Source organism: Priestia sp. P5 (assembly GCF_029522155.1).
Lineage (GTDB): Bacteria > Bacillota > Bacilli > Bacillales > Bacillaceae_H > Priestia > Priestia megaterium_E.
Genome location: NZ_JAKWFJ010000008.1, coordinates 30,289 through 52,120, shown reverse-complemented (window position 1 = coordinate 52,120; position 21,832 = coordinate 30,289). Strand labels below are relative to the sequence as shown.

Sequence of the window (21,832 nt, the reverse complement as noted above, 5' to 3'; positions counted from 1 at the left end):
TCCGCCGCTAACGTCATAGAAGCAAGCTTCTAATCAGTTCGCTCGACTTGCATGTATTAGGCACGCCGCCAGCGTTCATCCTGAGCCAGGATCAAACTCTCCGAAGAAATGTTTGACTTGCTCATTTTAAAAAATAAAAATTAACGTTGACGTTTGTCGCTTTGTTCAGTTTTCAAAGTTCAACCGCCGCTCTTAAGCGACTTTATTATCTTATCAAGTTACCGACGTAATGTCAACAACTTTTTAAAATTCTTTTTTCAGCTTCGTTGTTACTGTTATGTCTCAACGACGCCTTATAATAATATAACGCCCTGCACATAAAGTCAATATGTTTCGAGAAGAAAAATGTTTTTTTTCTTACTTTACTTCTTCCCCTACTGAGAAGTAGTTAAACGTAAATAATCTAAATTTTCTAATTTTTATTTATACCTATATTAAAAAAGAAGCCCTTCACAAAAAGAGCTTCTTTCTTATCTTACTAATTAAGGTAAATAACGACGTGCACCTGCATACTCTTCAATATACCCCTTCGTGTTTAAAGGAATAATCTCTACTGTCCGCTCGGAGTTCGGCGAATGAATCATCATGCCATCTCCCGCATACATTGCTACATGGTGGACGCTTCCTTTTCCTTGGTTATAGGCAAAGAATAATAAGTCTCCGGGTTGAAGATTGTTCATCTCTACTGGTTTCCCTGCTCTAGACTGTGGGCCTGAGTCACGTGGAATTGTAATACCATGGGACTGGTACATCGTAAACGTAAATCCAGAGCAGTCAAATCCAAAACCACTCATGCCAGCCCATAAATATGGAAGATTTAAAAATGCCTTTCCGCTTTCAACAAGCTCCGTGCCAGTTGGTACAGGAATATCTTTTTGAGACGCGTAGATTTTTCCTGCTTTTGCAGAAACCCATGCTGTCTTTCCATTTGGTTTTAATACTTTATATGCACTCTTTGATTTTGCCAAAAGAGGTAAGCGCGTATTATAGCTAACTTCAATGCCTTTCTTTTTCAAAGAAGGCGAATGATATAAATAAGTAGTCGGAGCCGTCACCATTACAAAAGGCTTCTTTGCATACTGTTCGTACGTTTTGCTATAGGTTAATTGTTTAGTAGGCATCCACCCGGGATATCCTAATTCATTTCGAGAAGTAGGCTGTCCGTCTACAGCTACTTTGACCCAATCTCCTTGTCTCTCTAAAACCGTTACTTTGTTTCCATATAACGCTTGTGTCTCAAGCATCCCGTCACTAGATAACTGCTGCTTCTGTTTCAAATTCATCGATGTGGTCCACTTCTTCATATCTACAGGATTAGTAGCTGACGGAGCGTCCACTTCACGCAAGATGTTTGGTGCTGTCCAAAGAGTAGCTGCTGCGACATCTATATAAGCAGTTTCTTTTTCTTCAGAAGCATGAACAGAAGGAACTGCACTGACTCCAAATGTAGCTAAAATAACTGTTGTTGCCGTCAAAAGCCAAAGTTTTATATTCATCGTCTCTCTCCTTCTACTATATTACTATCTTTTTATTTTGAGATAGGAACGGTGATTTCTCCTATTCCAGGAAGATCTGATAAGAAAACCTCTTGACCGCTGTACTTTAACACATCCAGTTCAGTTGAAAGCCAAAGAGGAGCATCTAAGTCAAAATACGTGATATTTGGATGAGCGGCTGCCAGATGAGCAGCTGCTCCCACGGAAAGTGATGGTTCCATCATACTTCCAATCATACACGCAACACCGTTCGCCTCGGCAATACTCGCGATTTTTCTTGCTTCATTAATGCCTCCGCACTTCATTAGCTTAATATTTAAAAGATCCACGTACCGCCCGCTTACAAGCCTTAATGCATCTTTGGCAGAAAATAGACTCTCATCTGCCATAATGGGTACGTTTACTCGTTCAGTCACAAACTTTAACCCTTCCCAATCATGAGCAGGGACAGGCTGTTCTACCAATTCAATACCAAAGTTGAGAGTTTCCATTTTATTAATTAATTGCACTGCTTGTTTTGGAGTCCATCCTTGATTTGCATCCAACCGAAGTTTTACATGATCCGGAATGACAGATCGAATATGTTTAATACGCTCAAGGTCTAGCTCAGGAATTGAACCTACCTTCACTTTTAAAATGTCAAATCCGTCCGCTGCACTTTTTTGTGCGTCTTCAGCCATTTTTTCAGGTTTATCAACACTTATCGTCATACACGTAGAGATAGGCTGCTTATCGCCCAAGAAAGCATATAAAGGAATGTTGAGAAACTTTGTATAAGCATCATGCAAAGCGATATCGGCAGCCGCTTTAGCACTTGAATTGTGAATACAGCAGCTTTGAATTTTTTTTAAGAGTTTTTGAAACTGACGTATATCCTCCCCTATTAGCGCTAGTTTAATAGGTCCTTGAAGTGCAGCTTGAATGCCTTCTAAAGAATCGCCTGTAATAACATATGTTGGCGAAGCCGCTCCTTTTCCTTTTATTCCGTTTTCTAACTGAATCTCTACACTTATGCTGTCTATCTCTGTTGCTGTTCGAAGCGCTGTTTTAAACGGAACGAGCAGTGGAACGGTTTGATGCTTTACAGTTATGTCTTTAATTATCATTTCAATCGCTTCCTTTCGATTCAGCACACATATTCTTTTATACCTATTTTGGTTTATTCTTAGATCGCCCCTAAAATTTTGGCGATCATCATACCAAAATAAGTACCTAAGAAGGAACCCATCAGAGCCATAATGACTCCTACCGGAATCAGTGCACGGTTATAAGCAGCTGCAAGCATTGGAGCAGACGCCATTCCGCCAATATTAGCTAAACTGGCTACCCCGAGCGTAAATAAATCATATTTAAATAGTTTAGCTAGCAACAGCATGATCACTAAGTGGACGAACATAATGAGAAAACCAGATACTAAGTAAATAGGAGCCTGAGCTAAATTTGAAAAATCTGATTGAGAAGCAATTAACGCTACAACGATGTATAACATAACGTTTGATACATCGAGCGTACCTGGAATTTTTGCCGCTGGAGTTACAGCAAGCACTAAACCAACGACAGAAGCAATCATAATCGTCCAGCTCGTTGCATTAATAACGGCTCCCACTTCAGGCAAACGCCCTCCGATAAATGTAGACAATGCCGAAACGAACAAACCTAGCCCAAGCAAATAAAGAAGATGCTGAAACTGTGGGCCTTCTTTTTCGCTTTCAGATGTTGCTGCGACTTCATCTATACTATTCTCAATAAAGCTGACGTCTGCTTTTGTCCATTTATTAAATTTAGATGCAAATGGTACAAGCCAAAACATAAGCATAACCCATACGGCATAGTTAATCGTATCCATCATAAGAGCGTAGCCAAATATATTTTCTGGAACATCCAAAATCCCTTGAAGGGCAACCATGTTAGCTGACCCACCGGTCCAACTTCCTGATAAAGCACCAAAAGCTTTCCACGTATCCTCTACATAGAAATTCTTAAAGATGGCATAGACGAGGATAAAGCCTATCATTATACTAAAAACCGCAACGATGAATCCTCCCAGCATTCTTGGACCAAGTTTAATTACACTTCGAACATCACACTTTAACAGCATAAGCATCAGCATAGCAGGAAGAAGTGCATTTTTAACGCCTGCATACATGGCGGCATTTGACTCGCTATCCCCAAATAATCCTGCCGTTTGCATAAGAGCCGCTCCTATATAAATAAGTACAATACCTGGAATAAACTTAAAAAATCCATTGGCTTTAAATCTTTTTTCAATTCCTACCATGAGCGCAGCAAAGGCAGTTAACACACTCACATACATAAATCCATCTTGAATCATTTATTCTTCCCCCTTCATCTCCCCGAAAATGTTTTTATGCAAAACAAAATCCAGCCCAACGTTTGAAAACGTCAGGCTGGATTTCGTCTAGGTCTATGTAGACAAAGCAGCTGTTATTTGCTGATATTTTTTCTGTGCATCATGAAACGCTACCACCAGCGCTTTTTGGGAAGACCCGAAGTAGCGGCTGTTAATGTCGTCTGTAAGGGTGGGATCACTTATATGACGTCCAATAAAAATTGATTGAACAAATCGAACGGTTAACTCAATCGTCGCTGAGCATTCCACATCAATAATTTTTCCATTTGTTTTATCAACTACCAATCCTAAAAAATACTGATTGAACTTTTTAGTAATCGGATTGCTTTGAGGAGCTTTGGCATCTCCAATAATATAGATAGTATCTTGATCATACATGATTTTTTATTCCTCCTAAAAGAGATAACAGACGATGCTAGGGACCGGCAAATGAACATTTGCGGAGCTACGCAACATGTATTCGCTTTCATAAGGAACATTATAATCTACTCTCAATATATCATCTATAAAACAATTTCACAATATAAATTTTATACTATTCAGAATAAAATAATATTTACCCTATAAAAAAGGCCGTACGAATACATACGGCCTTTCTGCGTCATCCTTTGAACATTGTAGAGGAAAAACGGTTAGGGTAATCTGTCATCACTACTTTTACTGAAGCCTGCTGGAGCTTCAAAAAGTCATTCAGTTCATTAATTGTATATACTCGTAAGTCTAATCCTTCTTGCTTTGCTTTTTTCCCGTACGAAGAAAGAGCAAACGACATATCACAGTGCAGGTGCGCACCTATCGATTTTGCTTTTCCAATCGCATCTTCACTCACCCCTTCAAATAAAAATCCTGTTGGGATATATGAATGGAGAGATCTCACTTTAGCCAAGCTATCATAGTTAAAAGATGACAAAATAACTTGATCTTCTAAATCAAACTCATCGATTAGACGAAGAACTTTTTCCTCAAGTTTTGGATAGTAAATTTGGTCATTTTTTAATTCAATGTTCACGGTCATTTCTGTCTTTTTGTCCATCATCCACTCAAACACTTCTATTAACGTGGGAATTGATTGTTTAGAAAAACGAGAATCATACCAGCTTCCAGCATCGAATAACCGCAGCTGTTTATATGAAAATTCTTGAACATATCCCATTCCATTCGTCGTTCTGTCAATTCGTTCATCGTGAATCACTACTATTTCTCCGTCTTTGGTTAGTTGTACATCCAATTCAATACCTGAAACTCGCATTTTTCTAGCTTCTTCAAATGCAATCATTGTATTTTCAGGATATCGTCCGCTAAAGCCGCGATGCGCATAAAGATCAATTGAATTATTCATTGTCCTCTATCTCCCCTAACTAGTCATTCACTAAATAAAAAGCTCGTCCTCAAAATAACTTGAAAGACGAGCTTCGTAATCATACGTTATTTTTGATTGGCTACTTCTAATGCTCTATTCGTTTCTTTTGCTGCTTGATCAAGTGCTTGTTTCGGCTTTACTCCCTGGTACAGGCTTTCCATTCCTGTTACTACCTTTTGGCGTGATTCCGGAAATACCGAAATTAAAGCGCCTTGTGTTGCCGAAGTTGATTTAGTTTTATGAAGCTGATCAACCGTCACTTTTAGTTGAGGATATTTTTTCCATTCTTTCTTTACGATTTCTTGATCATATGCTTTAGGATTAACCGCAAAATAGCCACTTTCCACGTGCCATTTTGCCTGAACTTCTGGTGTTGCTAAATATTTCATGAAGTCCCACGCCGCTTTAGATGTTTCATCACTAATTCCTTTAGACATCCATAAAGATGCTCCCCCGATAGCTACTCCTTGGCGATCCTCTTCTTTTGGCACAGGAAGATCTGATACACCCACATCAAATGGAGCATTGTCTACTAATGTTTTAATACCTGCTGATGAATCTAAAAACATTGCAATTTTTTTAGATTGAAATGCTGCGCGCATATCATCCCAGTTTTGCCCTACATTGTAGAAGGTACCTTCTTTGTACATATCATTGATTAAATTAAATGCGTTTTGTCCTTCTTTTCCATTAAATACTGCCTTCTCGGCATCCCCTTTACGGCCGTTTTCGTGATCTACATACAAACCGCCTTGAGAAGCAACTAGCTCTTCAAAGAACCATCCGTAATTTAGAATTGAAAAACCGTATTGTGATGTTTTATTTCCTTGTTTCTCTGTTAGTTTCTTTGCAGCTGCCTTTAATTCATCATACGTTTTTGGTGGATTTTCAGGATCTAACCCTGCTTTTTTAAAGGCATCTTTGTTGTAAACTAACACAGGTGTTGAAGAGTTAAACGGCATTGAATATTGCTTTCCATCTACTTGGTAATAGCTTGAAATATTTTTCTCCCACTGTGAAGTATCGTAGTGGTCTTCATCAATAAATTTTTGAACAGGCTGAACCTTGCCGCTGTCTATCATGAATTTCGTTCCTACTTCGAACGTTTGCATGATAGCAGGTGCATCTTTAGTTCCTGCTACCGTATTAAATTTTGTTTGTGCTTCCTCATACGTTCCTTGGAAAACGGGCTTTACTTCAACTTTATCCTGAGATTTATTGTACTCATCGACTATTTTATTGAGTGATTTTTCAAGGTCACCGCTCATGGCGTGCCAAAAAACGACTTCTGTTTTACCTGATGCTGTTTTTTTAGTTTCTTGCGCTTCCGAAGAACCAGTTGAGTTTGAGCAAGCGCCTAGAATGACCAGCAAGCATGCCGTTACGATAGCCAATATCTTTTTCATCACATTCACTCTCCTATTTAATTGCACCTTGTGTTAATCCTTTTTGAAGACGTTTTTGACCTAGGAATAATAGTAATAATGTCGGTATAATAACAACCACGACAGCAGCCATAACCACTCCCCAATCAGTTGAAATCTCCTGCGTTTGCATTTGTTTTAAACCAATCTGAACGGTACGAACATCCTCTGTATTTGTCACTAACAGTGGCCATAAATACATATTCCATGTTGTTAAAAAGCTATATACGCCAAGCGTAACTAGACTTGTTTTAGAAACAGGAAGCACAACATTCCAAAAGAAACGGAAGCGGCTGATCCCTGCGACTTGAGAAGCTTCATACAGCTCGCCCGGAATGGTTTTAAACTGTTGGCGCAATAAAAATGTTCCAAATGCTAAGGCGAAAAAAGGAATTGTTAATCCCAAATAGTTATTAATCCAGCCTAGCTTTTGTGCTGTTAAAAAGTTAGGAACCATCGTTGCTTCCCATGGAATCATCATCGTAGAAATAAAGAGAAAGAAAATAGTATCTCTTCCTTTAAATTTAATAAATACAAATGCAAAAGCAGCCAAACTTGAAACTAACAGCTGCCCGGCCATGACAAAAATAGATACAGCAAAACTGTTAATTAAATAATGAAGCAGCGGAACTTTTTCAAAAGCATCCCGATAGTTTTCAAATGAAAAAGATGATGGCCAAATCTTCCCTTCCAACACTTCCGCTCCACTCATAAAACTAATGGAAAAAGCGTATAGAATAGGAAACATCAATACTAAAGTAGCTGCAATGAGTAACAAATAAGTTGTCCATTTTCTCGTGATGCTCATTGATAATGTACCTTCCTTTCTCCAAGCTTAAATTGAAGAGCCGTAACCAGTAGAATACAGAAAAACAAAATTGTAGCTTGAGCACTTGCAGAGCCAACATTATAGTTTACAAATGCATCTTTGTAGATTGAATAAACAATGACATTTGTGGAATCTGTAGGCCCGCCTTTTGTTAAAATGTCAATTTGTCCAAACGTTTGAAACGCGTTAATAAACGAAACGGTGATAATAAAAAACAGCGTTGGCGAAAGCATAGGAAGCGTAATTTTACGGAGCTGATACCAATAGCTAACTCCAGCAATACGCGCGTTTTCATACAGCTTTTCATCAATATTTTGTAACCCGCCAAGTAAAATTAAAAAGGTAAAACCAATGTTCATCCAAATCGTAGAGATGGACACAGCAATCAGCGCATACTTAGGATCTAATAACCACTGCACATCATGAATGCCTACAAGATTTAATACTTTATTAATAACACCGATTGTCGGGTTATACATAAACATCCAAATTACAGAAGAAGCCGCTACGCTCATTCCCATCGTAGATGAAAACATTGTTCTGAAAAAACCAATTCCTTTTAGCTTTTCATTTGCGATTAGCGCTAGGAATAATGCAATAATTAAGCCAATAGGCACCGTGTATAGTACAAATAAAAAAGTGGCTTTCATACTTTGTAAAAAGTTTGGATCTGTAAATAGATAAAAGAAATTTTGTAATCCTACAAATTTCAAGGGATTTCCCTGTGTGTCTGTAATAAAAAGACTTAAATATAAGGTCTTAATCATTGGGTAGAAAAGAAATACACCAAATAACAATAATGATGGCAGCAAGTAAGATAATCCTACCAATAGGTTAGGCATTGACTTCTTTTCTTGTGGATTTGATGAAACAGAAACAGGCGAGTTTGCTGTTTTGGTAACAGCACTCATACAAATGCCCCCTTTACAGTTAAATCTTCCGTTGATGGTTCATAGTGCAAGCATGAACCTGTATCACTATCAAATAAAAACAGGTGTTTTGGATCGATAAAAATAGGGACGCGCTCTCCCACTTTTATATTCCATTGACCGTTCCACTTAGCCATCCACTGTTTGTCTCCCATTTGAAATGTAAGCAGTGTTTCCGTTCCTAGAATTTCGACATTATCTACCTCTACGATAAAGCTGGTGTTGTCGTTTGTCGCAAGCTGAACGTGCTCAGGTCTTACTCCAACCACAACTTCCTTTTTACCGCTAAGGTTGTTGTATGATGCACTCATAGAAATAGCTCTTCTATCTTCAAAAACGAGTAAGTTATTTTCTATAGAAACGTTTGATAAGTTCATAGGGGGAGAACCTATAAACGACGCTACGAACGTGTTTGCCGGTGCATTGTAAATATCGAGCGGACGCCCAACCTGCTGAATATTACCTCCATTTAAAATCATCATTCGATCCGCCATCGTCATCGCTTCCGTTTGATCATGCGTGACATAAATCATCGTAATACCTAACTTACGCTGAATCTGGCGAATTTCTGATCTCATCTTTGCTCGCAGCTTCGCATCCAAGTTGGATAACGGCTCATCCATCAGGCAAATAGGTGAATGAGTAACTATAGCACGTGCGAGTGCTACACGCTGACGCTGTCCTCCCGAAAGCTGTCTAGGCTTTCGTTTTAAATATTCACTTAAACCAAGCATTTCTGCTGCTTCCCTGCAGCGCTTGTGCTGTTCTTGCTTTGAAATCTTCTTTGTATGCAGACCAAAAAGAATATTTTGTTCTACTGTCAAATGCGGATATAAAGCATAGTTTTGAAACACCATGGACAAATCGCGCTGACTTGGAAGCAGTTTATTTGCTTTTACATCTCCAATTAGCAACTCTCCCTGCGTGACTTCTTCTAATCCGGCAATCATTCGCAGCATTGTACTTTTCCCGCATCCTGAAGGACCTACTAATACGAAGAATTCTCCAGGTTCAATTGTGACGTTAATATCTTGAATGACATTTGTTTTTTGATCATATGACTTTCCAACGTTAACTAACTCTACTTTTTTCATTAAAAATGCTCCTTTCTCGCTCATTCATATTTTTTCCACAGCCATGATTTCCCTGTAGAAACTGCCGTAGCCCCTGCTTTTAAAGCAGCTTGGATATGGCTTTCATTTTGAATGAGTCCACCTGTAATAATAGGGATACTTGTTTTTTTAACGATTTTCTCTATCATCTCCGGAATCAACCCTGGCATTAGTTCTAATGCATCCGGTTTAATATTTTGAACAGTTTTTAACCCTTGTGCTACTGCGTCTGTATCCACTAAAAATAGCCGCTGAATAGCAACCAGCCCTTCCTGTTTTGCGTAATTAATGAGTGAACTTTTAGTGGTTACGATACCTGTGGGCTTTACAAACTTAGCGAGAAATTTAAGCCCTTCCCGGTCATAGCTAATTCCCGGAATTTTTTCAATGTGTAAGAAAACCATTCGATTATGCTGTTTGAGTAAATCTACATAGCGTTTAATTACACTAATATTGCCCGTTAATAAAAAGGCGGCCTGGATCTCTGTTTCTAAAAATTGCTCTAAATTTTTCGGACTTTTAATGGATGCAATTAAACGATCTTGTCCAAGCTGTTGTAAGAAATCTGCTTCCTTATTCAAAACGATTCCTTCCTTTCATTTATAAAAAAACCACAAAAAACGCATAGGATGTTTATATAGACCTATTGTTTTTTGTGGTTTCTCAATTTCATAACCTTAGTAACTATTCACTTATCGTTCACATGTTTTATAATAATGGTTATTTGTGAAGGCAATATAAAGAAGCTGTTGAGTTTTGTAAAGTAAACGTATAGTTCCTGTAAATCTGCTGAAGATAAAAAAAAGCCGTTGATTTCTCAACGGCTTCACAGTGCACATTCTTCGATTTCAAATCCTAAATCTTCAATTAATCCCCAGTCAGCTGTAGGTTCTTGACCTTGAGTCGTTAAATAATCGCCTACAAAAATTGAATTTGCAGCAAACAAACCAAGCGGCTGAAGTGATCTAAGGTTAACTTCTCTGCCTCCTGAAATTCGAATTTCTTTGGCTGGATTTACAAAACGCATCATCGCTAACAGCTTTAAGCATTGCATTGGCTTTAACGCCTTTTTGTCTTCTAGAGGCGTTCCTGGAACGGCAACAAGAAAGTTGCATGGAATAGAATCTGCATCTAACTTTTTAATTTGAAAAGCTAATTCAACGGCTTGTTCATTTGTCTCGCCCATTCCAAAAATCGCACCGGAACAAGGTGACAAACCTGCTTTTTTAGATGTAGTAACCGTATCGACTCGATCTTCATAGCCATGCGTAGAACAAATATCGTCGTAGTTATCAGCGTGAGTATTTAAATTATGATTATAGCGATGAACACCCGCCTCAACTAGTTCGTGTGCTTGATCATCTGTTAAAAAGCCTAGACAGGCACAGATTTTCAAGTCTGTCTTTTGACGAATTTCTTTTACCGCTCCCACTACGTGCGCTACTTCTTTATCAGTAGGACGACGGCCTGACGCCACGATACAATATGTACCTGCTTTTCTTTTTTGAGCTTCAAAAGCACCTTCTACAATTTTCTCTTTTGTTAACCACGCATACTTATCAATCGGCGCTTCTGATACAATTGACTGCGAACAATATCCACAGTCTTCTGGGCATAAACCCGATTTAGTATTAATAATCATATTGAGCTTTACTTTTTTTCCATAATGATGATGACGAATTAAGTAGGCGGCATTCATGACCTCTAACACTTCTTCATCCGGTACATGAAGAAGTTGAAGCGCTTCGTTATATGTAATTTCTTTTCCTTTAATAATAGACTGAGCAAGTGCTTTCCAATCTCTTAAACTTGTTGTTTCCATCAATTCCCCTCCATTTAGTAAACTCATAAACATAAAAAGTTTACAATTATAACTAAAAGTTACCATTGCTACACCTTTTATGTCAACACTACTTAATTAATAGTTAACTAAAAAAGCCACTTCTTTGATACTGAAGTGGCTTCTTGCTTATTGAGCTTGCAGTGTGTAAATAACCGATACAAAGTCTCCCGATTTTTCATCATAGGCTTCAACACCCGGATATTCATGATTTAGAGCAATTCCTGCATACATGAGCTCATCTCCATAAGCTGTTTGGTCTGTTTCCATCACGGTATATTCATAATCAGGATGAAGCCCTTTTAGCTCGATGCGTTCATAAGAAGGATTTGGTCTAGTCAATACTTGATAATAACCGATGATTGCCTGTTTTTGATCGGTTGAAACAATCATCCAGCTCGTCACATTCCCATCTTGTTCAAACGGACTTTTTAAACGATAGAATGTACCATTTTGAATAAGAGAGCGGTGTTTTTTATAATAACGAATTTGTTTTTTTACCGTTTCTTTTTCATCTTCTGTCATCAGCGTAACATCTAGCTCATAACCAAATGCGCCAAAATACGCAACGTCTCCTCTTGTTTCCAGACTTGTTACTCTGCGTACTTGATGATTTGGTACGGCTGATACGTGTGCTCCCATTGAACTGATTGGATAGGCAAAAGACGTGCCGTACTGAATCTTTAGACGTTCAATCGCGTCCGTGTTATCGCTCGTCCAGGCTTGAGGAGCATAATAAAGCATTCCCGGATCAAATCTAGCGCCTCCGCTTGCACATGATTCAAATAAAATATCCGGGAACTTCTTTGTTAGTCGCTCATACAAATCATACACACCTAAAATATAGCGATGCACTACTTCAAACTGGCGATTCGCAGGCAGCCCAACAGATCCAATCTCCGTTATATTTCGATTCATATCCCATTTTATATAAGAGATAGGTGCTTCACTTAAAATAGCTTCCATTCGTTCATAAATATAATTCACTACTTCTTCTCGTGAAAAATCAAGCACGTATTGATTTCGTCCATGAGACTGATGACGATTTGGTACATGAATCAACCAATCTGGATGCTGTTCATACAAGTTGCTTTGCTTTGAAATCATTTCAGGTTCAAACCATAATCCAAACTCCATGCCTAAATCCGTTACTTTTTGAGCCAATGACTTCATACCGCCCGGAAGCTTATTTTTGTCTACAAACCAGTCTCCAAGAGAAGTTGTATCATCATTACGTTTACCGAACCAGCCGTCATCCAATACAAAAAGTTCAACGCCTAGCTTTTGTGCTTCTTTGGCAATATGTACAATTTTCTCTTCGTTAAAATCAAAATACGTCGCTTCCCAGTTATTAATTAAAACCGGGCGCTCCAAATCCCGCCATTTTCCTCTAGCGAGACGCTTGCGATAAAGCTCATGATACTCTTGGCTAAGTCCGTTTAGACCGCTATTTGAATAAGCCAGTACTAGTTCTGGTGATTGAAAAGTTTGTCCACTTTCTAGTCGCCACTGAAAATCAAAAGGATGAATGCCCATCGTTATTCTTGATACATTATAATGATCTACTTCCACTTGTCCAAGAAAGTTTCCGCTGTATACAAGACTAAAACCATACGCTTCTCCACTATGTTCAGTTGCAGCTGGATTCTTTAAAATTAAAAATGGGTTTTGCTGACTGCTGCTTGTACCTCTCGCACTAGAAATACTTTGAATACCAGGCTGAAGCATTCGTGTTTTCACGTGTCTTTCTCGAATCCACGCACCGGAAAGCTGAACCATCTCATAATTTGATGTAGGCAAATCAATGCTGCCGCTCATGATACGCAAAATATCGACTGCTTCTTCTCCTCTATGCTCAAATCGTGCGTGACGCGTAATAATATTTCGGTCTTCGTAAACGGTATACGTTAAAATAAGTGATGCATTGAGCAATTTATCAATCAGTTCAACTTCTACACTTGTGGCTTCACTTTCTTCTTCTACATATGTAGCAGGTAAGCCGTTCAATGGCTTCTTGCCTTTGTAAATTTTATGGTTATCGTATTCAAAATTCGTGATTCGGCTTCCGTTTTGCTGAAGAAGTTGATAGGCTGGCTCTCTGAAGTCTGTTGTTCCATAAGAAGGATACTCTTGTTTAATTGTTTCAAGAGAAAATGCTAGTTCTCCTTCATATACTGAAGCGCTAGCTCCTCTTGTTTCTACACGTAAAAAATGCTGAAAAGATGAACGGTGCTTAAGCTTCTTTCCATAGTACAAGTGACCAAGCTGCCCGTTTCTCAACACTGAAAAGATATAACTTACATCGCGTCCCTGCAGGTGAAATTCCTTTGTACCTTCATTAAATAAGATTCCCACTTTATTCCTCTCCTTACCATCAAATATCTAACGAGACATTTCCTTTTTCATCTATTGCCGTTGCATGCTCAAAGGCAGATGCTAAATTAATCTCTGTTCTCTCATACCATTTCGCTAAATCTTTAAATAACTCTTCTGTTTCAAGCATTCTTGTATCTATTCGCAGTTCAGTTTCATAGCTATGAAGAGACCAAGTGCTTTCACTAAATAAGGTCAGTTCTACATCTAGACACATGTCTTTCCAATTGGGAGCACACAGAATAGGATGGCGTATATCTGAACATGCAATGGTGTAGCGGTTAGAACCATTCTTATTCATAAAACAATGAACAAAAGAGGCATTCACATCGCCCTTACTAGTTTGTAAAGATTTATATAGTTGGATATCTAACAATGGAACGCTCCATTTTAATTTCATTTTTGGAAGAATTCTTTTTTTAACCGACTTGACCGTTAATTTAATAAAGTAAACACCATCTTTTTTTGTTTCATCCAATACGACATGCACACCTGGTTCCTTGTTTATCTCCAAGTTTATATAGGGTGTAGCAATCACTTCCTTCATCTCCTTCACCATCATTCTTAACTTTGTACACCAACAAAATGTAACCGCATTCAAAAATTTGTTCTCGTATTTATTACAAGTAGATCACCCTAAACGAAGCTTTTTTTACTTTCTTTCATTTTATGTAAAATACTTTCTAGGCTCAATGGTAAAAATCAAAGTGAAAAAGAGCATTTTTTTGCTTTATCTAGTAATCAATTAAATGCTCTTTATCTCTTAGCGCGCAATTTTCTCTTCTTTTTCAAAAAAAGATGACAAACCTAATAATATAGTATAATAATAAATAATGCAGAATGATTATACACAGAAAGGATGACAAATATGAATCATGAACCTTCTCTTCTTAAACAACTAAAATTATGGCATATTGTTGTGATAGGGTTAGGCTACATGGCACCTATGGCCGTTTTTGATACATTTGGCATTGTAACTGAATCAACAGATGGACATGTTTCAGGCGCTTATGCATTCACGTTGATTGCTATTTTATTTACAGCCATTAGTTACGGAAAGATGGTAAAAGCTTTTCCCGGAGCTGGTTCCTCTTATACATACGCACAGCAAGTAATGAATCCAAGCATTGGTTTTTTGGTAGGATGGACGGCTCTTCTTGATTATCTATTTCTGCCAATGATTAATGCACTTTTGACAAATATTTACCTAAGCTCTCTGTTTCCAGGTGTTCCAAAGGCCGTATGGATTATCAGCTTTGTTGTCATCATGACCATAATGAATATTTTCAGCGTTCATTTAACCGTTTCTTTTGGTACGCTATTAGTTGCTTTTCAAATTTTAGTCGCTATTATCTTTATTATTTTAAGTGCTACAACTCAAGGCCAAGAGCTATCATTTAAACCGTTTATAAGTGAATCGGCCTCTATATCTCTGTTATTAAACGGAGCAGCTATTTTATGCTTTTCTTTTTTAGGATTTGATGCTGTAACCACTATGGCCGAAGAAACACTTAAGCCTGAGAAAACCATTCCTAAAGGGATTCTTATCATTGCGTGTACGGGAGGCGCCTTATTTATCACGGTTTCTTACTTTGCGCAGCTTCTTTTCCCTTCAGCCTCTTTGTTTCATGATTTAGAAGGTGCATCAGCGGAGATCGCTTATAAAATTGGCGGCCAGCTTTTTCAATCTATTTTTGTAGCAGCGGCCTTGACTTCAACTATTGCTTCTGGACTTGTCTCACATATGAGTGCATCAAGACTTCTCTATGCAATTGGGAAAGATGGTTATCTGCCTCGGGGAATTTTTGGCTATATTCACCCTAAAACAAAGACGCCTGTTTGGAACGTAGTGATTATTGGTGGCCTCTCTTTAATTTCACTAGGTCTGTCTCTTGAAAAAGCTACCTCTTTAATTAATTTTGGTGCTTTAATTGCGTTCAGTTCAGTGAACATAGCGGTTTTTATCCATTATTTTATTCAACAAAACAAACGATCTCTCAGTGGATATATTTCATATGTACTTATGCCTTTACTCGGCAGTTTATTTTTATTTTTTATGTGGCTTAACTTAGAAAAAACATCTTTATTTATCGGTATTGTATGGAGTATAATCGGAATTATTTATTTACTGATTGCCAGACGAAAAAATAATATTACCATTCCTACTTTTCATTTTGATTAAGGAAATAGACTTAACACATGAAAGCTGCATTTACTATACCAATGAAAAAATCCGAACGCATTCGATTCTTAATCAAGAATCAAACGCTTTCGGATTTTTCTTCAACTAAAATACTTTCGTACCAGCCTTTTTCTATTTTTTAGATTGTGAGACTTTTTCCAAAATACGCCTTTTACGGTAAAGCATCATTCCAACTTCTCCTATATCGCTAATCGCTTGTTTGTTAATATACGCCCCAAATACCATTCCTGCTATAGGAATCATTTGAAATAGCTTTTTCCATCCCAAGTTGTCTCTATAGGTTAGAAACACTTCTCTCCAACCTTGGAGCTGCTGCAAGCTCTGCGTTCGATTTCCGCTTGCTAATTCTTCTAAAATCGCACGTTTCCCTACAATGTCAGAAGACGAAAACTGCATGCATTTGACCATAAAAATTCGTTCCTCTTGCTCAGTGGGGTCATAACCATAAGAAACAGCCACTTCTTGCAGTGTCTTAAGTGTAAGTCCCAATACAAAAGGAATATCAATCGCCAGTGTAAAAATTCCACCTACTCCGGTTGTAGCTCCTTGCAGCTGTGCATTCTTTTTTCGGACTTCAATAAAATACTCCGCCAATTCATCCATTTCCTGCAGAGATAAATGCTGAATATCCTCTATTGAAAGCTGCTTATTTTCTTGTAATTGGGCTGATGCTTTCTCTAGCGTGACAGACGTATTAGCTAAATACTGGCCTCCATTATCAACATACTTAGCAATTTCATCTAATAATTTTTCTATTTTTTGATGAATGAACTTTGGCGTTACTTTATCTAAAGCTGAAAAAGGCAAGCGAGCCAGCCGCTCCCAGAAAAAAAGTCCTTTTTGGTCTTTCTCCCACTTTTCAATTTTTCGTAACTCTACTCTTAACTGCTCATGCTCTGACATATCCTCACTCTTTTCCTCGATTTATCAGCTCTGCCCTACTTGTTTATTCCGCACATATTTAATGATAAAAAACAATGCAATTAAAACAACAATTCCGATTCCAATAGGCTGCATATATTGAGAGACAATCGGCCCGACCTCTTTCCACTTAGGTCCTAACTTATATCCTAAATATACGTAAATAGCCGTTACTGGAAGCATCGCAACAAATGTGTAAATAGAAAACAGCCATACATTCATTTTTGCCATCCCGCACGGAAAAGAGATAGCCGTGCGCACTCCTGGAATAAAGCGTCCAAAAAAAGCAACCCCGCTGCCGTACTTATTAAAAAAGCGATCAGCGGCGTCAATTTCTTTTTCTTTCACCAAAAAGTATTTTCCATATTTTAAAACCAGCGGTCGTCCACCGTAACGTCCCAGTGCATAAAGAGTCAACGGTCCACAAACACCGCCTACTGTACCTGCAAGGATAGCCAGATACAAGTTCATATCACCTTGATACACCCAATACCCTACTAAAGGTAAAACAAGCTCTGCCGGGACAAATTCAAACGTTAATGCTAAAATTACGCCAAAATAAGAGAGCTGTTTTAGCGCTTCAATTAAAGAAAGTAAAACCGACTCTAACAAAAATTCTCCTCCTCATGTCATTAAATCTAAGACTGCAAAACTATAATTAGCCGATTGATAGATAAAAACCAATGCGGCATAGTTTTTTCCTTTCCCTCTTTACGTATTACGTACTACAAAAGTTTCAATAAAAAAAAGCGCTAGTTTTATCCAGCGCTTTTATAGTTTAAAGTTAATTTGAATAATACCTACTTTACGAAGAGCATCGTATAAAATAACTAAAGCCGGTCCTAAAAATAATCCGACAAAGCCTAAAAGTTTAAATCCAATGTACAAACTAACTAGTGCAGCCAAAGGTGAAATGCCCATATTTGTAGAAAATACTTTTGGTTCTACTACACGTCTTACTACCGTAATGACTCCAAATAGAATAAATAAGCCGATTGCTAATGAGTCATGTCCTTGAGTAAGAGCAAAAATCCCCCATGGAACGAGCACCGAGCCTGTCCCAAGGATTGGTAAGATATCGACAATTACAATTAATAAACTAAGAAGCGCGGTATACGGAACATCTAATAGCCAAAGCCCTACATAAGCCATTACAAACGTCATGACACTTAAGATAATTTGTGCCTTGATAAAACCAACCCCCGCTTGGATAAGCTGAGTGATGACAACTTGTAGCTTATATTTCGTTTCTTCTGTTAAAAATGACTTAATTTTATTTTTAATAGCAGGCAGCTCAAGGCTGATAAATACAAGTGCTACTAAATAAATAAGAAACTCTAATAGAAACCCAGGAACAGTAGCGGCAAAGCTAATGATGATTTCTACGGTACTTTTTAATAGAGAATCTAATGAATTTACGGTTTTTTCAAGCGTGCGCTCGATAGAAGAAATCACTTCTGTAGGAAGAGCGTTTGAATAGTATTTCCACTTAATAATAGTTGGATAAATCGCGGTTTCATAGATTTCTTTTACAAAGGAAGGCGCTATTTTTGAAAGAGCAACCACTTGCGTAACGATTGTCCGAACAATAAAAAATCCAATAAGTATGAGCGAAACAACATATAAAATGAAGGTCATAAGCACTGCATAGACTCTCTTCATTTTAAAAGATTGATGCAATTTTTGAACAATACCCTCAAGTGCTAATGCTGTTAATAAAGCAAACACAATCGGTAAACTGTAAGGGATTAACAAACATACGATTACTATCGAGGCGATGACCCATATTCGCTTTTTCCACATACTCTACTATCCCCCTACTAGCTAAGCTATCTCTATATTTACTGATAAAGAAAGGAACCAGTGACTGCTTTATGTAAGAATAAAATTTGGATATTTTTATACCTGATGTTACATATTATAGGGTCAATTCCCATAATAATAAAGGGATTATTATGAAAAAAGCTACTTATTCTAATTTTTTGAATAGAATAAGTAGCTTTTTAATTTATAAATTAGCCGGCCCTCATGACCTCTGTACCTTTTTTAGGGTCAAATTTGCCTTCTGATTTAGACATTACAATTGCTGCTAGTGTGTTTCCTACTAAGTTAACAACCGTACGTGCCATATCCATGATTCTGTCTACTCCGGCGATGAAGGCTAATCCTTCTGCGGGAACACCGATTGTTCCAAGAGTAGCTAGTAATACAACAAATGATGTTCCTGGCACTGCAGCCATTCCTTTAGATGTAACCATCAATACAAGAATGAGCGTCAGCTGTTGAACGATCGTTAAATCAATACCATACACTTGCGCTAAGAATAACGCTGCAATCGCTTGATAAAGAACGGAACCATCTAGGTTAAATGTATAACCGATTGGTACAACGAACGATACGATAGCTTTTGGACAGCCCATCTTTTCAAGTTTTTCCATAATACGCGGAAGAACTGTCTCAGAGCTAGATGTACTGTATGCTAACAACAGTTCATCTTTCATATAGCGGAATAAGTGGAAGATGTTAATTCCTGCCCATTTCGCAATTCCTCCTAATACAACAAGTAGGAAGAAAATTAGCGCTAAATAAACTAAGATAACAAGCTTTCCTAATGAAAGGAGTGAATCTAAGCCAAATTTTGAAACCGTTACACCAATTAAAGCAAATACACCAATTGGAGCCACTTTCATTACAAGGTTTACCACGTGAAACATTGCGTGAGAAACGCCGTCGAAGAATTGTACAACTGGCTTTCCTCTTTCCCCAATTGCTGCTACTCCAAGTGCAAACAACACTGTAAAGAAGATAATTGCTAGCATGTCTCCTTCAACAATTGACTGGAAGAAGTTTGTCGGAACAATGTGTAAGAAAGTTTCAGCCACTGACTTTCCTTCTTGCTGTTCGGATGTTTCAACGTATTGTGAAATATCACTCTTCTGTGCTGAATGAATGTCTACACCTTGCCCAGGGTGAAAAATATTAGCAATCAATACACCGATTACAATTGCAAAAGTCGTAATAATTTCAAAATAGAGAATGGTTTTAACGCCGAGCTTTCCGACCTGTTTACCGCTCCCTGCTCCTGCAACTCCAACGACTAAGCTTGAGATAACAATTGGAATAACAATCATCTTGATTAATCTTAAAAATAGGTCTCCTAGCGGCTGTAGGTATGTTACTACACGCGGATCGTTAAACCAAATTACCCCTACAAGAACACCAAGGATTAAACCGGTAAAAATCTGCGTAGCCAAACCAAAACGAATTTTTTTCATAGATGTACCTCCCCAAAGATGTATGACATTTGTATATACTTTTCTGAAAAAACAAAAAAAGACTATTCTTAAGAAAGAACAGCCTTTTACTTACGCTATTTTGGGCTCTTTCTCTCAATGAAGCAAACGGGGTTAACTGTCGGATTCGGAATTGAGAGTTTCCTACCTTTTGTAAGGATTCACCCCAAGGCAGCTTTACTGCCGATAATGATTCCCCCGCTCTATACGATTAAGCTTATTATTCAGTTTTTATAAAATTAAAACGATCTATACGTTGTCATACGTTTTTTACAGTCAATAAAACTAAACAGAAGTCTTACTTTTACTTAACTTTATACTGCACAAATATTAATTTACTATTTTTCGACACGTTTTGTCAATACCCATGTTTATAAAACGCTTTCAAAAGGCGATAATATATATTTATGCAAAAAAGCTATTGCAACATTGCAATAGCTTTTTCTTGCTCTTTGAGTCTCTATTAGAAGTTTAAAGGACTAAAGAACTCGCGTGTTTATTTTATAAAAATACAAAATATAGAATAGCTGCTAAAACAATTCGATATAGTGCAAATGGTACTAATTTGATACGATTAATTAATTTCAGGAAAAAGCGAATAGATACCAGCGCAAAAATAAAGGCGCTGATAAAACCAGCAATAAAAAACGGTAGCGCATCTGATGTGAAATACTGCCAGTTTTTAACCAATGAAAGTCCACTTGCTCCTGCCATGATTGGCACTGCCATAATAAATGTAAAATCTGCGGCTGCCTTATGGCTCATTCCAAGAAGAACTCCTCCTGAAATCGTTGAGCCTGAGCGAGAAAAGCCTGGCCAAAGAGCAATACATTGAAACAGTCCTATACCCAGTGCTTGTCCATAAGACATTTGGTCCACCGTTTCTACACGCGGACGTTTAGGTCCAAACAAATCTGCTAGAATCATTAATACAGCTCCGACTACTAAGCCAATTAGCACCGTATTTAAAGAAAACAAATGTTCATCAATGTAATCATCAAACAAAAGTCCTAACACTCCTGCGGGTAACAGCCCAACAATTACCTGCATTAAATTCAAGCGATTTGTCGGTCCAATTGGAGCAGCTGGCTTTTTTCCCAATCCTAATAAATTAATAAAACGATCTTTAAAAATAACAACTACTGCTAAGATCGACCCTAGCTGAATAACAATTTTAAATGTATTAGCTACTGGAGATGAAAATAATTCTTTTGAATTTAACCACAGGTCATCCACAATAATCATATGCCCAGTTGACGAAACAGGAGCAAACTCTGTTAAACCTTCTACAATCCCTAAAATGATTGCTACAATAATTTCCCACATAAAGCTATGTACCTTGCCTTTCTTTCAAATTAATAAGCTTATCGCTTCGTTTTACATGCTCAACTATTTTCCTATTTTGACACTTGCTTTTTTATCATAATTGTTAAAACTATGAAATACAATGTGTATTTGCAAAAAGATAAGAATCTTTAATAATTTGTAATAAAAACCTTACATGCTATAACCAAAAAAACAAGATATCAGCTTTTATTTGTTTTAAAAAGCAGTCGCTATGTTCGGTATAAATTCCGGGCCGTTAGCTAAAAATGAATCATCTAGACTATTTTTCTTTGGTGTAAAAAAATGACTAAATCATTATGTTTTTTCCATCCTCTTTACTGTCATCTATCATTTT

Annotated in this window: 19 protein-coding genes, 1 rRNA gene and 1 riboswitch; of the genes, 1 reads left to right on the top strand and 19 read right to left on the bottom strand. The window is 37.6% G+C overall.

The window, feature by feature from the left end; all coding sequences use genetic code 11:
- The 14 genes from MMB69_RS26175 to MMB69_RS26110 all read right to left on the bottom strand — a co-directional run.
- Window positions 1-107, bottom strand: a 16S ribosomal RNA gene (locus MMB69_RS26175); the annotation flags it as partial.
- Window positions 108-482: 375 nt separating this feature from the next.
- On the bottom strand, window positions 483-1,496 hold the full coding sequence (locus MMB69_RS26170) for a C40 family peptidase (RefSeq protein WP_277448690.1): 1,014 nt from the start codon (window positions 1,494-1,496) through the stop codon (window positions 483-485).
- Between the two features lie 32 nt (window positions 1,497-1,528).
- Complete coding sequence (locus MMB69_RS26165) at window positions 1,529-2,602, bottom strand: dipeptide epimerase (RefSeq protein ID WP_277448689.1); 1,074 nt, start codon at window positions 2,600-2,602, stop codon at window positions 1,529-1,531.
- Window positions 2,603-2,661: 59 nt separating this feature from the next.
- Window positions 2,662-3,828, bottom strand: a complete 1,167-nt coding sequence (locus MMB69_RS26160; RefSeq protein WP_277448688.1) for a DUF819 family protein — start codon at window positions 3,826-3,828, stop codon at window positions 2,662-2,664.
- 93 nt (window positions 3,829-3,921) lie between these two features.
- Window positions 3,922-4,245, bottom strand: coding sequence for a DUF3870 domain-containing protein (locus MMB69_RS26155; RefSeq protein ID WP_074683974.1), 324 nt, complete (start codon window positions 4,243-4,245; stop codon window positions 3,922-3,924).
- Between the two features lie 223 nt (window positions 4,246-4,468).
- Window positions 4,469-5,206 carry a glycerophosphodiester phosphodiesterase gene (locus MMB69_RS26150; protein WP_028412671.1) on the bottom strand — a complete coding sequence of 246 codons (738 nt, stop codon included), beginning with the start codon at window positions 5,204-5,206 and terminating at the stop codon, window positions 4,469-4,471.
- Window positions 5,207-5,292: 86 nt separating this feature from the next.
- Window positions 5,293-6,633 carry an ABC transporter substrate-binding protein gene (locus MMB69_RS26145; protein WP_277448687.1) on the bottom strand — a complete coding sequence of 447 codons (1,341 nt, stop codon included), beginning with the start codon at window positions 6,631-6,633 and terminating at the stop codon, window positions 5,293-5,295.
- A gap of 13 nt (window positions 6,634-6,646) precedes the next feature.
- Window positions 6,647-7,459, bottom strand: a complete 813-nt coding sequence (locus MMB69_RS26140; protein WP_033580861.1) for a carbohydrate ABC transporter permease — start codon at window positions 7,457-7,459, stop codon at window positions 6,647-6,649.
- Complete coding sequence (locus tag MMB69_RS26135) at window positions 7,456-8,391, bottom strand: carbohydrate ABC transporter permease (RefSeq protein WP_028412674.1); 936 nt, start codon at window positions 8,389-8,391, stop codon at window positions 7,456-7,458. Before MMB69_RS26135 ends, MMB69_RS26140 begins: the two co-directional genes overlap by 4 nt.
- Entirely contained in the window at window positions 8,388-9,503 is a 1,116-nt protein-coding gene (locus MMB69_RS26130; RefSeq protein WP_028412675.1) for an ABC transporter ATP-binding protein, read from the bottom strand. The genes MMB69_RS26135 and MMB69_RS26130 overlap by 4 nt, the downstream gene beginning before the upstream one ends.
- Window positions 9,504-9,523: 20 nt before the next feature.
- Window positions 9,524-10,102 (bottom strand): glycerol-3-phosphate responsive antiterminator, encoded by a 579-nt coding sequence (locus tag MMB69_RS26125; RefSeq protein WP_221786152.1) that lies wholly within the window; start codon window positions 10,100-10,102, stop codon window positions 9,524-9,526.
- 245 nt (window positions 10,103-10,347) lie between these two features.
- Window positions 10,348-11,346, bottom strand: coding sequence for a biotin synthase BioB (gene bioB / locus MMB69_RS26120; protein ID WP_277448686.1), 999 nt, complete (start codon window positions 11,344-11,346; stop codon window positions 10,348-10,350).
- Window positions 11,347-11,490: 144 nt separating this feature from the next.
- Window positions 11,491-13,716: an alpha-galactosidase gene (locus tag MMB69_RS26115; RefSeq protein ID WP_221786150.1), complete on the bottom strand. Its 2,226-nt coding sequence runs from the start codon at window positions 13,714-13,716 to the stop codon at window positions 11,491-11,493.
- Window positions 13,717-13,735: 19 nt separating this feature from the next.
- Window positions 13,736-14,281 carry a hypothetical protein gene (locus tag MMB69_RS26110; protein ID WP_260507094.1) on the bottom strand — a complete coding sequence of 182 codons (546 nt, stop codon included), beginning with the start codon at window positions 14,279-14,281 and terminating at the stop codon, window positions 13,736-13,738.
- Between the two features lie 321 nt (window positions 14,282-14,602).
- Between MMB69_RS26110 and MMB69_RS26105 the strand changes: the two genes are divergently transcribed.
- Window positions 14,603-15,916, top strand: a complete 1,314-nt coding sequence (locus MMB69_RS26105; RefSeq protein WP_277448685.1) for an APC family permease — start codon at window positions 14,603-14,605, stop codon at window positions 15,914-15,916.
- Between the two features lie 132 nt (window positions 15,917-16,048).
- Here the strand turns inward: MMB69_RS26105 and MMB69_RS26100 are convergent, their stop codons facing one another.
- The 5 genes from MMB69_RS26100 to MMB69_RS26080 all read right to left on the bottom strand — a co-directional run bounded on the left by MMB69_RS26100 (window position 16,049) and on the right by MMB69_RS26080 (window position 21,477).
- Window positions 16,049-16,840 (bottom strand): EcsC family protein, encoded by a 792-nt coding sequence (locus MMB69_RS26100; RefSeq protein WP_277448684.1) that lies wholly within the window; start codon window positions 16,838-16,840, stop codon window positions 16,049-16,051.
- 24 nt (window positions 16,841-16,864) lie between these two features.
- A complete protein-coding gene (locus tag MMB69_RS26095) occupies window positions 16,865-17,470 on the bottom strand; it encodes a DedA family protein (protein ID WP_013055189.1) in 606 nt (201 codons plus the stop codon).
- Window positions 17,471-17,629: 159 nt separating this feature from the next.
- On the bottom strand, window positions 17,630-18,661 hold the full coding sequence (ytvI, locus tag MMB69_RS26090; RefSeq protein ID WP_013055188.1) for a sporulation integral membrane protein YtvI: 1,032 nt from the start codon (window positions 18,659-18,661) through the stop codon (window positions 17,630-17,632).
- 212 nt (window positions 18,662-18,873) lie between these two features.
- Window positions 18,874-20,133: a cation:dicarboxylate symporter family transporter gene (locus MMB69_RS26085; RefSeq protein ID WP_098239943.1), complete on the bottom strand. Its 1,260-nt coding sequence runs from the start codon at window positions 20,131-20,133 to the stop codon at window positions 18,874-18,876.
- A 106-nt stretch (window positions 20,134-20,239) separates the two neighbouring features.
- A riboswitch (cyclic di-AMP (ydaO/yuaA leader) is annotated at window positions 20,240-20,379 on the bottom strand.
- 273 nt (window positions 20,380-20,652) lie between these two features.
- The gene (locus MMB69_RS26080; RefSeq protein ID WP_013055186.1) at window positions 20,653-21,477 is read right to left on the bottom strand and encodes an undecaprenyl-diphosphate phosphatase; all 825 of its coding nucleotides are present in this window, start codon (window positions 21,475-21,477) and stop codon (window positions 20,653-20,655) included.
- Between the last annotated feature and the right edge of the window lie 355 nt (window positions 21,478-21,832).

Coding starts and splice junctions, on each gene's coding strand:
- MMB69_RS26145 (WP_277448687.1), bottom strand. CDS start 6,633: ATGAAAAAGATATTGGCTATCGTAACGGCATGCTTGCTGGTCATTCTA.
- ytvI (WP_013055188.1), bottom strand. CDS start 18,661: ATGTGGAAAAAGCGAATATGGGTCATCGCCTCGATAGTAATCGTATGT.
- MMB69_RS26110 (WP_260507094.1), bottom strand. CDS start 14,281: ATGAAGGAAGTGATTGCTACACCCTATATAAACTTGGAGATAAACAAG.
- MMB69_RS26135 (WP_028412674.1), bottom strand. CDS start 8,391: ATGAGTGCTGTTACCAAAACAGCAAACTCGCCTGTTTCTGTTTCATCA.
- MMB69_RS26085 (WP_098239943.1), bottom strand. CDS start 20,133: ATGAAAAAAATTCGTTTTGGTTTGGCTACGCAGATTTTTACCGGTTTA.
- MMB69_RS26160 (WP_277448688.1), bottom strand. CDS start 3,828: ATGATTCAAGATGGATTTATGTATGTGAGTGTGTTAACTGCCTTTGCT.
- MMB69_RS26165 (WP_277448689.1), bottom strand. CDS start 2,602: ATGATAATTAAAGACATAACTGTAAAGCATCAAACCGTTCCACTGCTC.
- MMB69_RS26155 (WP_074683974.1), bottom strand. CDS start 4,245: ATGTATGATCAAGATACTATCTATATTATTGGAGATGCCAAAGCTCCT.
- MMB69_RS26080 (WP_013055186.1), bottom strand. CDS start 21,477: ATGTGGGAAATTATTGTAGCAATCATTTTAGGGATTGTAGAAGGTTTA.
- MMB69_RS26140 (WP_033580861.1), bottom strand. CDS start 7,459: ATGAGCATCACGAGAAAATGGACAACTTATTTGTTACTCATTGCAGCT.
- MMB69_RS26130 (WP_028412675.1), bottom strand. CDS start 9,503: ATGAAAAAAGTAGAGTTAGTTAACGTTGGAAAGTCATATGATCAAAAA.
- MMB69_RS26100 (WP_277448684.1), bottom strand. CDS start 16,840: ATGTCAGAGCATGAGCAGTTAAGAGTAGAGTTACGAAAAATTGAAAAG.
- MMB69_RS26170 (WP_277448690.1), bottom strand. CDS start 1,496: ATGAATATAAAACTTTGGCTTTTGACGGCAACAACAGTTATTTTAGCT.
- MMB69_RS26105 (WP_277448685.1), top strand. CDS start 14,603: ATGAATCATGAACCTTCTCTTCTTAAACAACTAAAATTATGGCATATT.
- MMB69_RS26150 (WP_028412671.1), bottom strand. CDS start 5,206: ATGAATAATTCAATTGATCTTTATGCGCATCGCGGCTTTAGCGGACGA.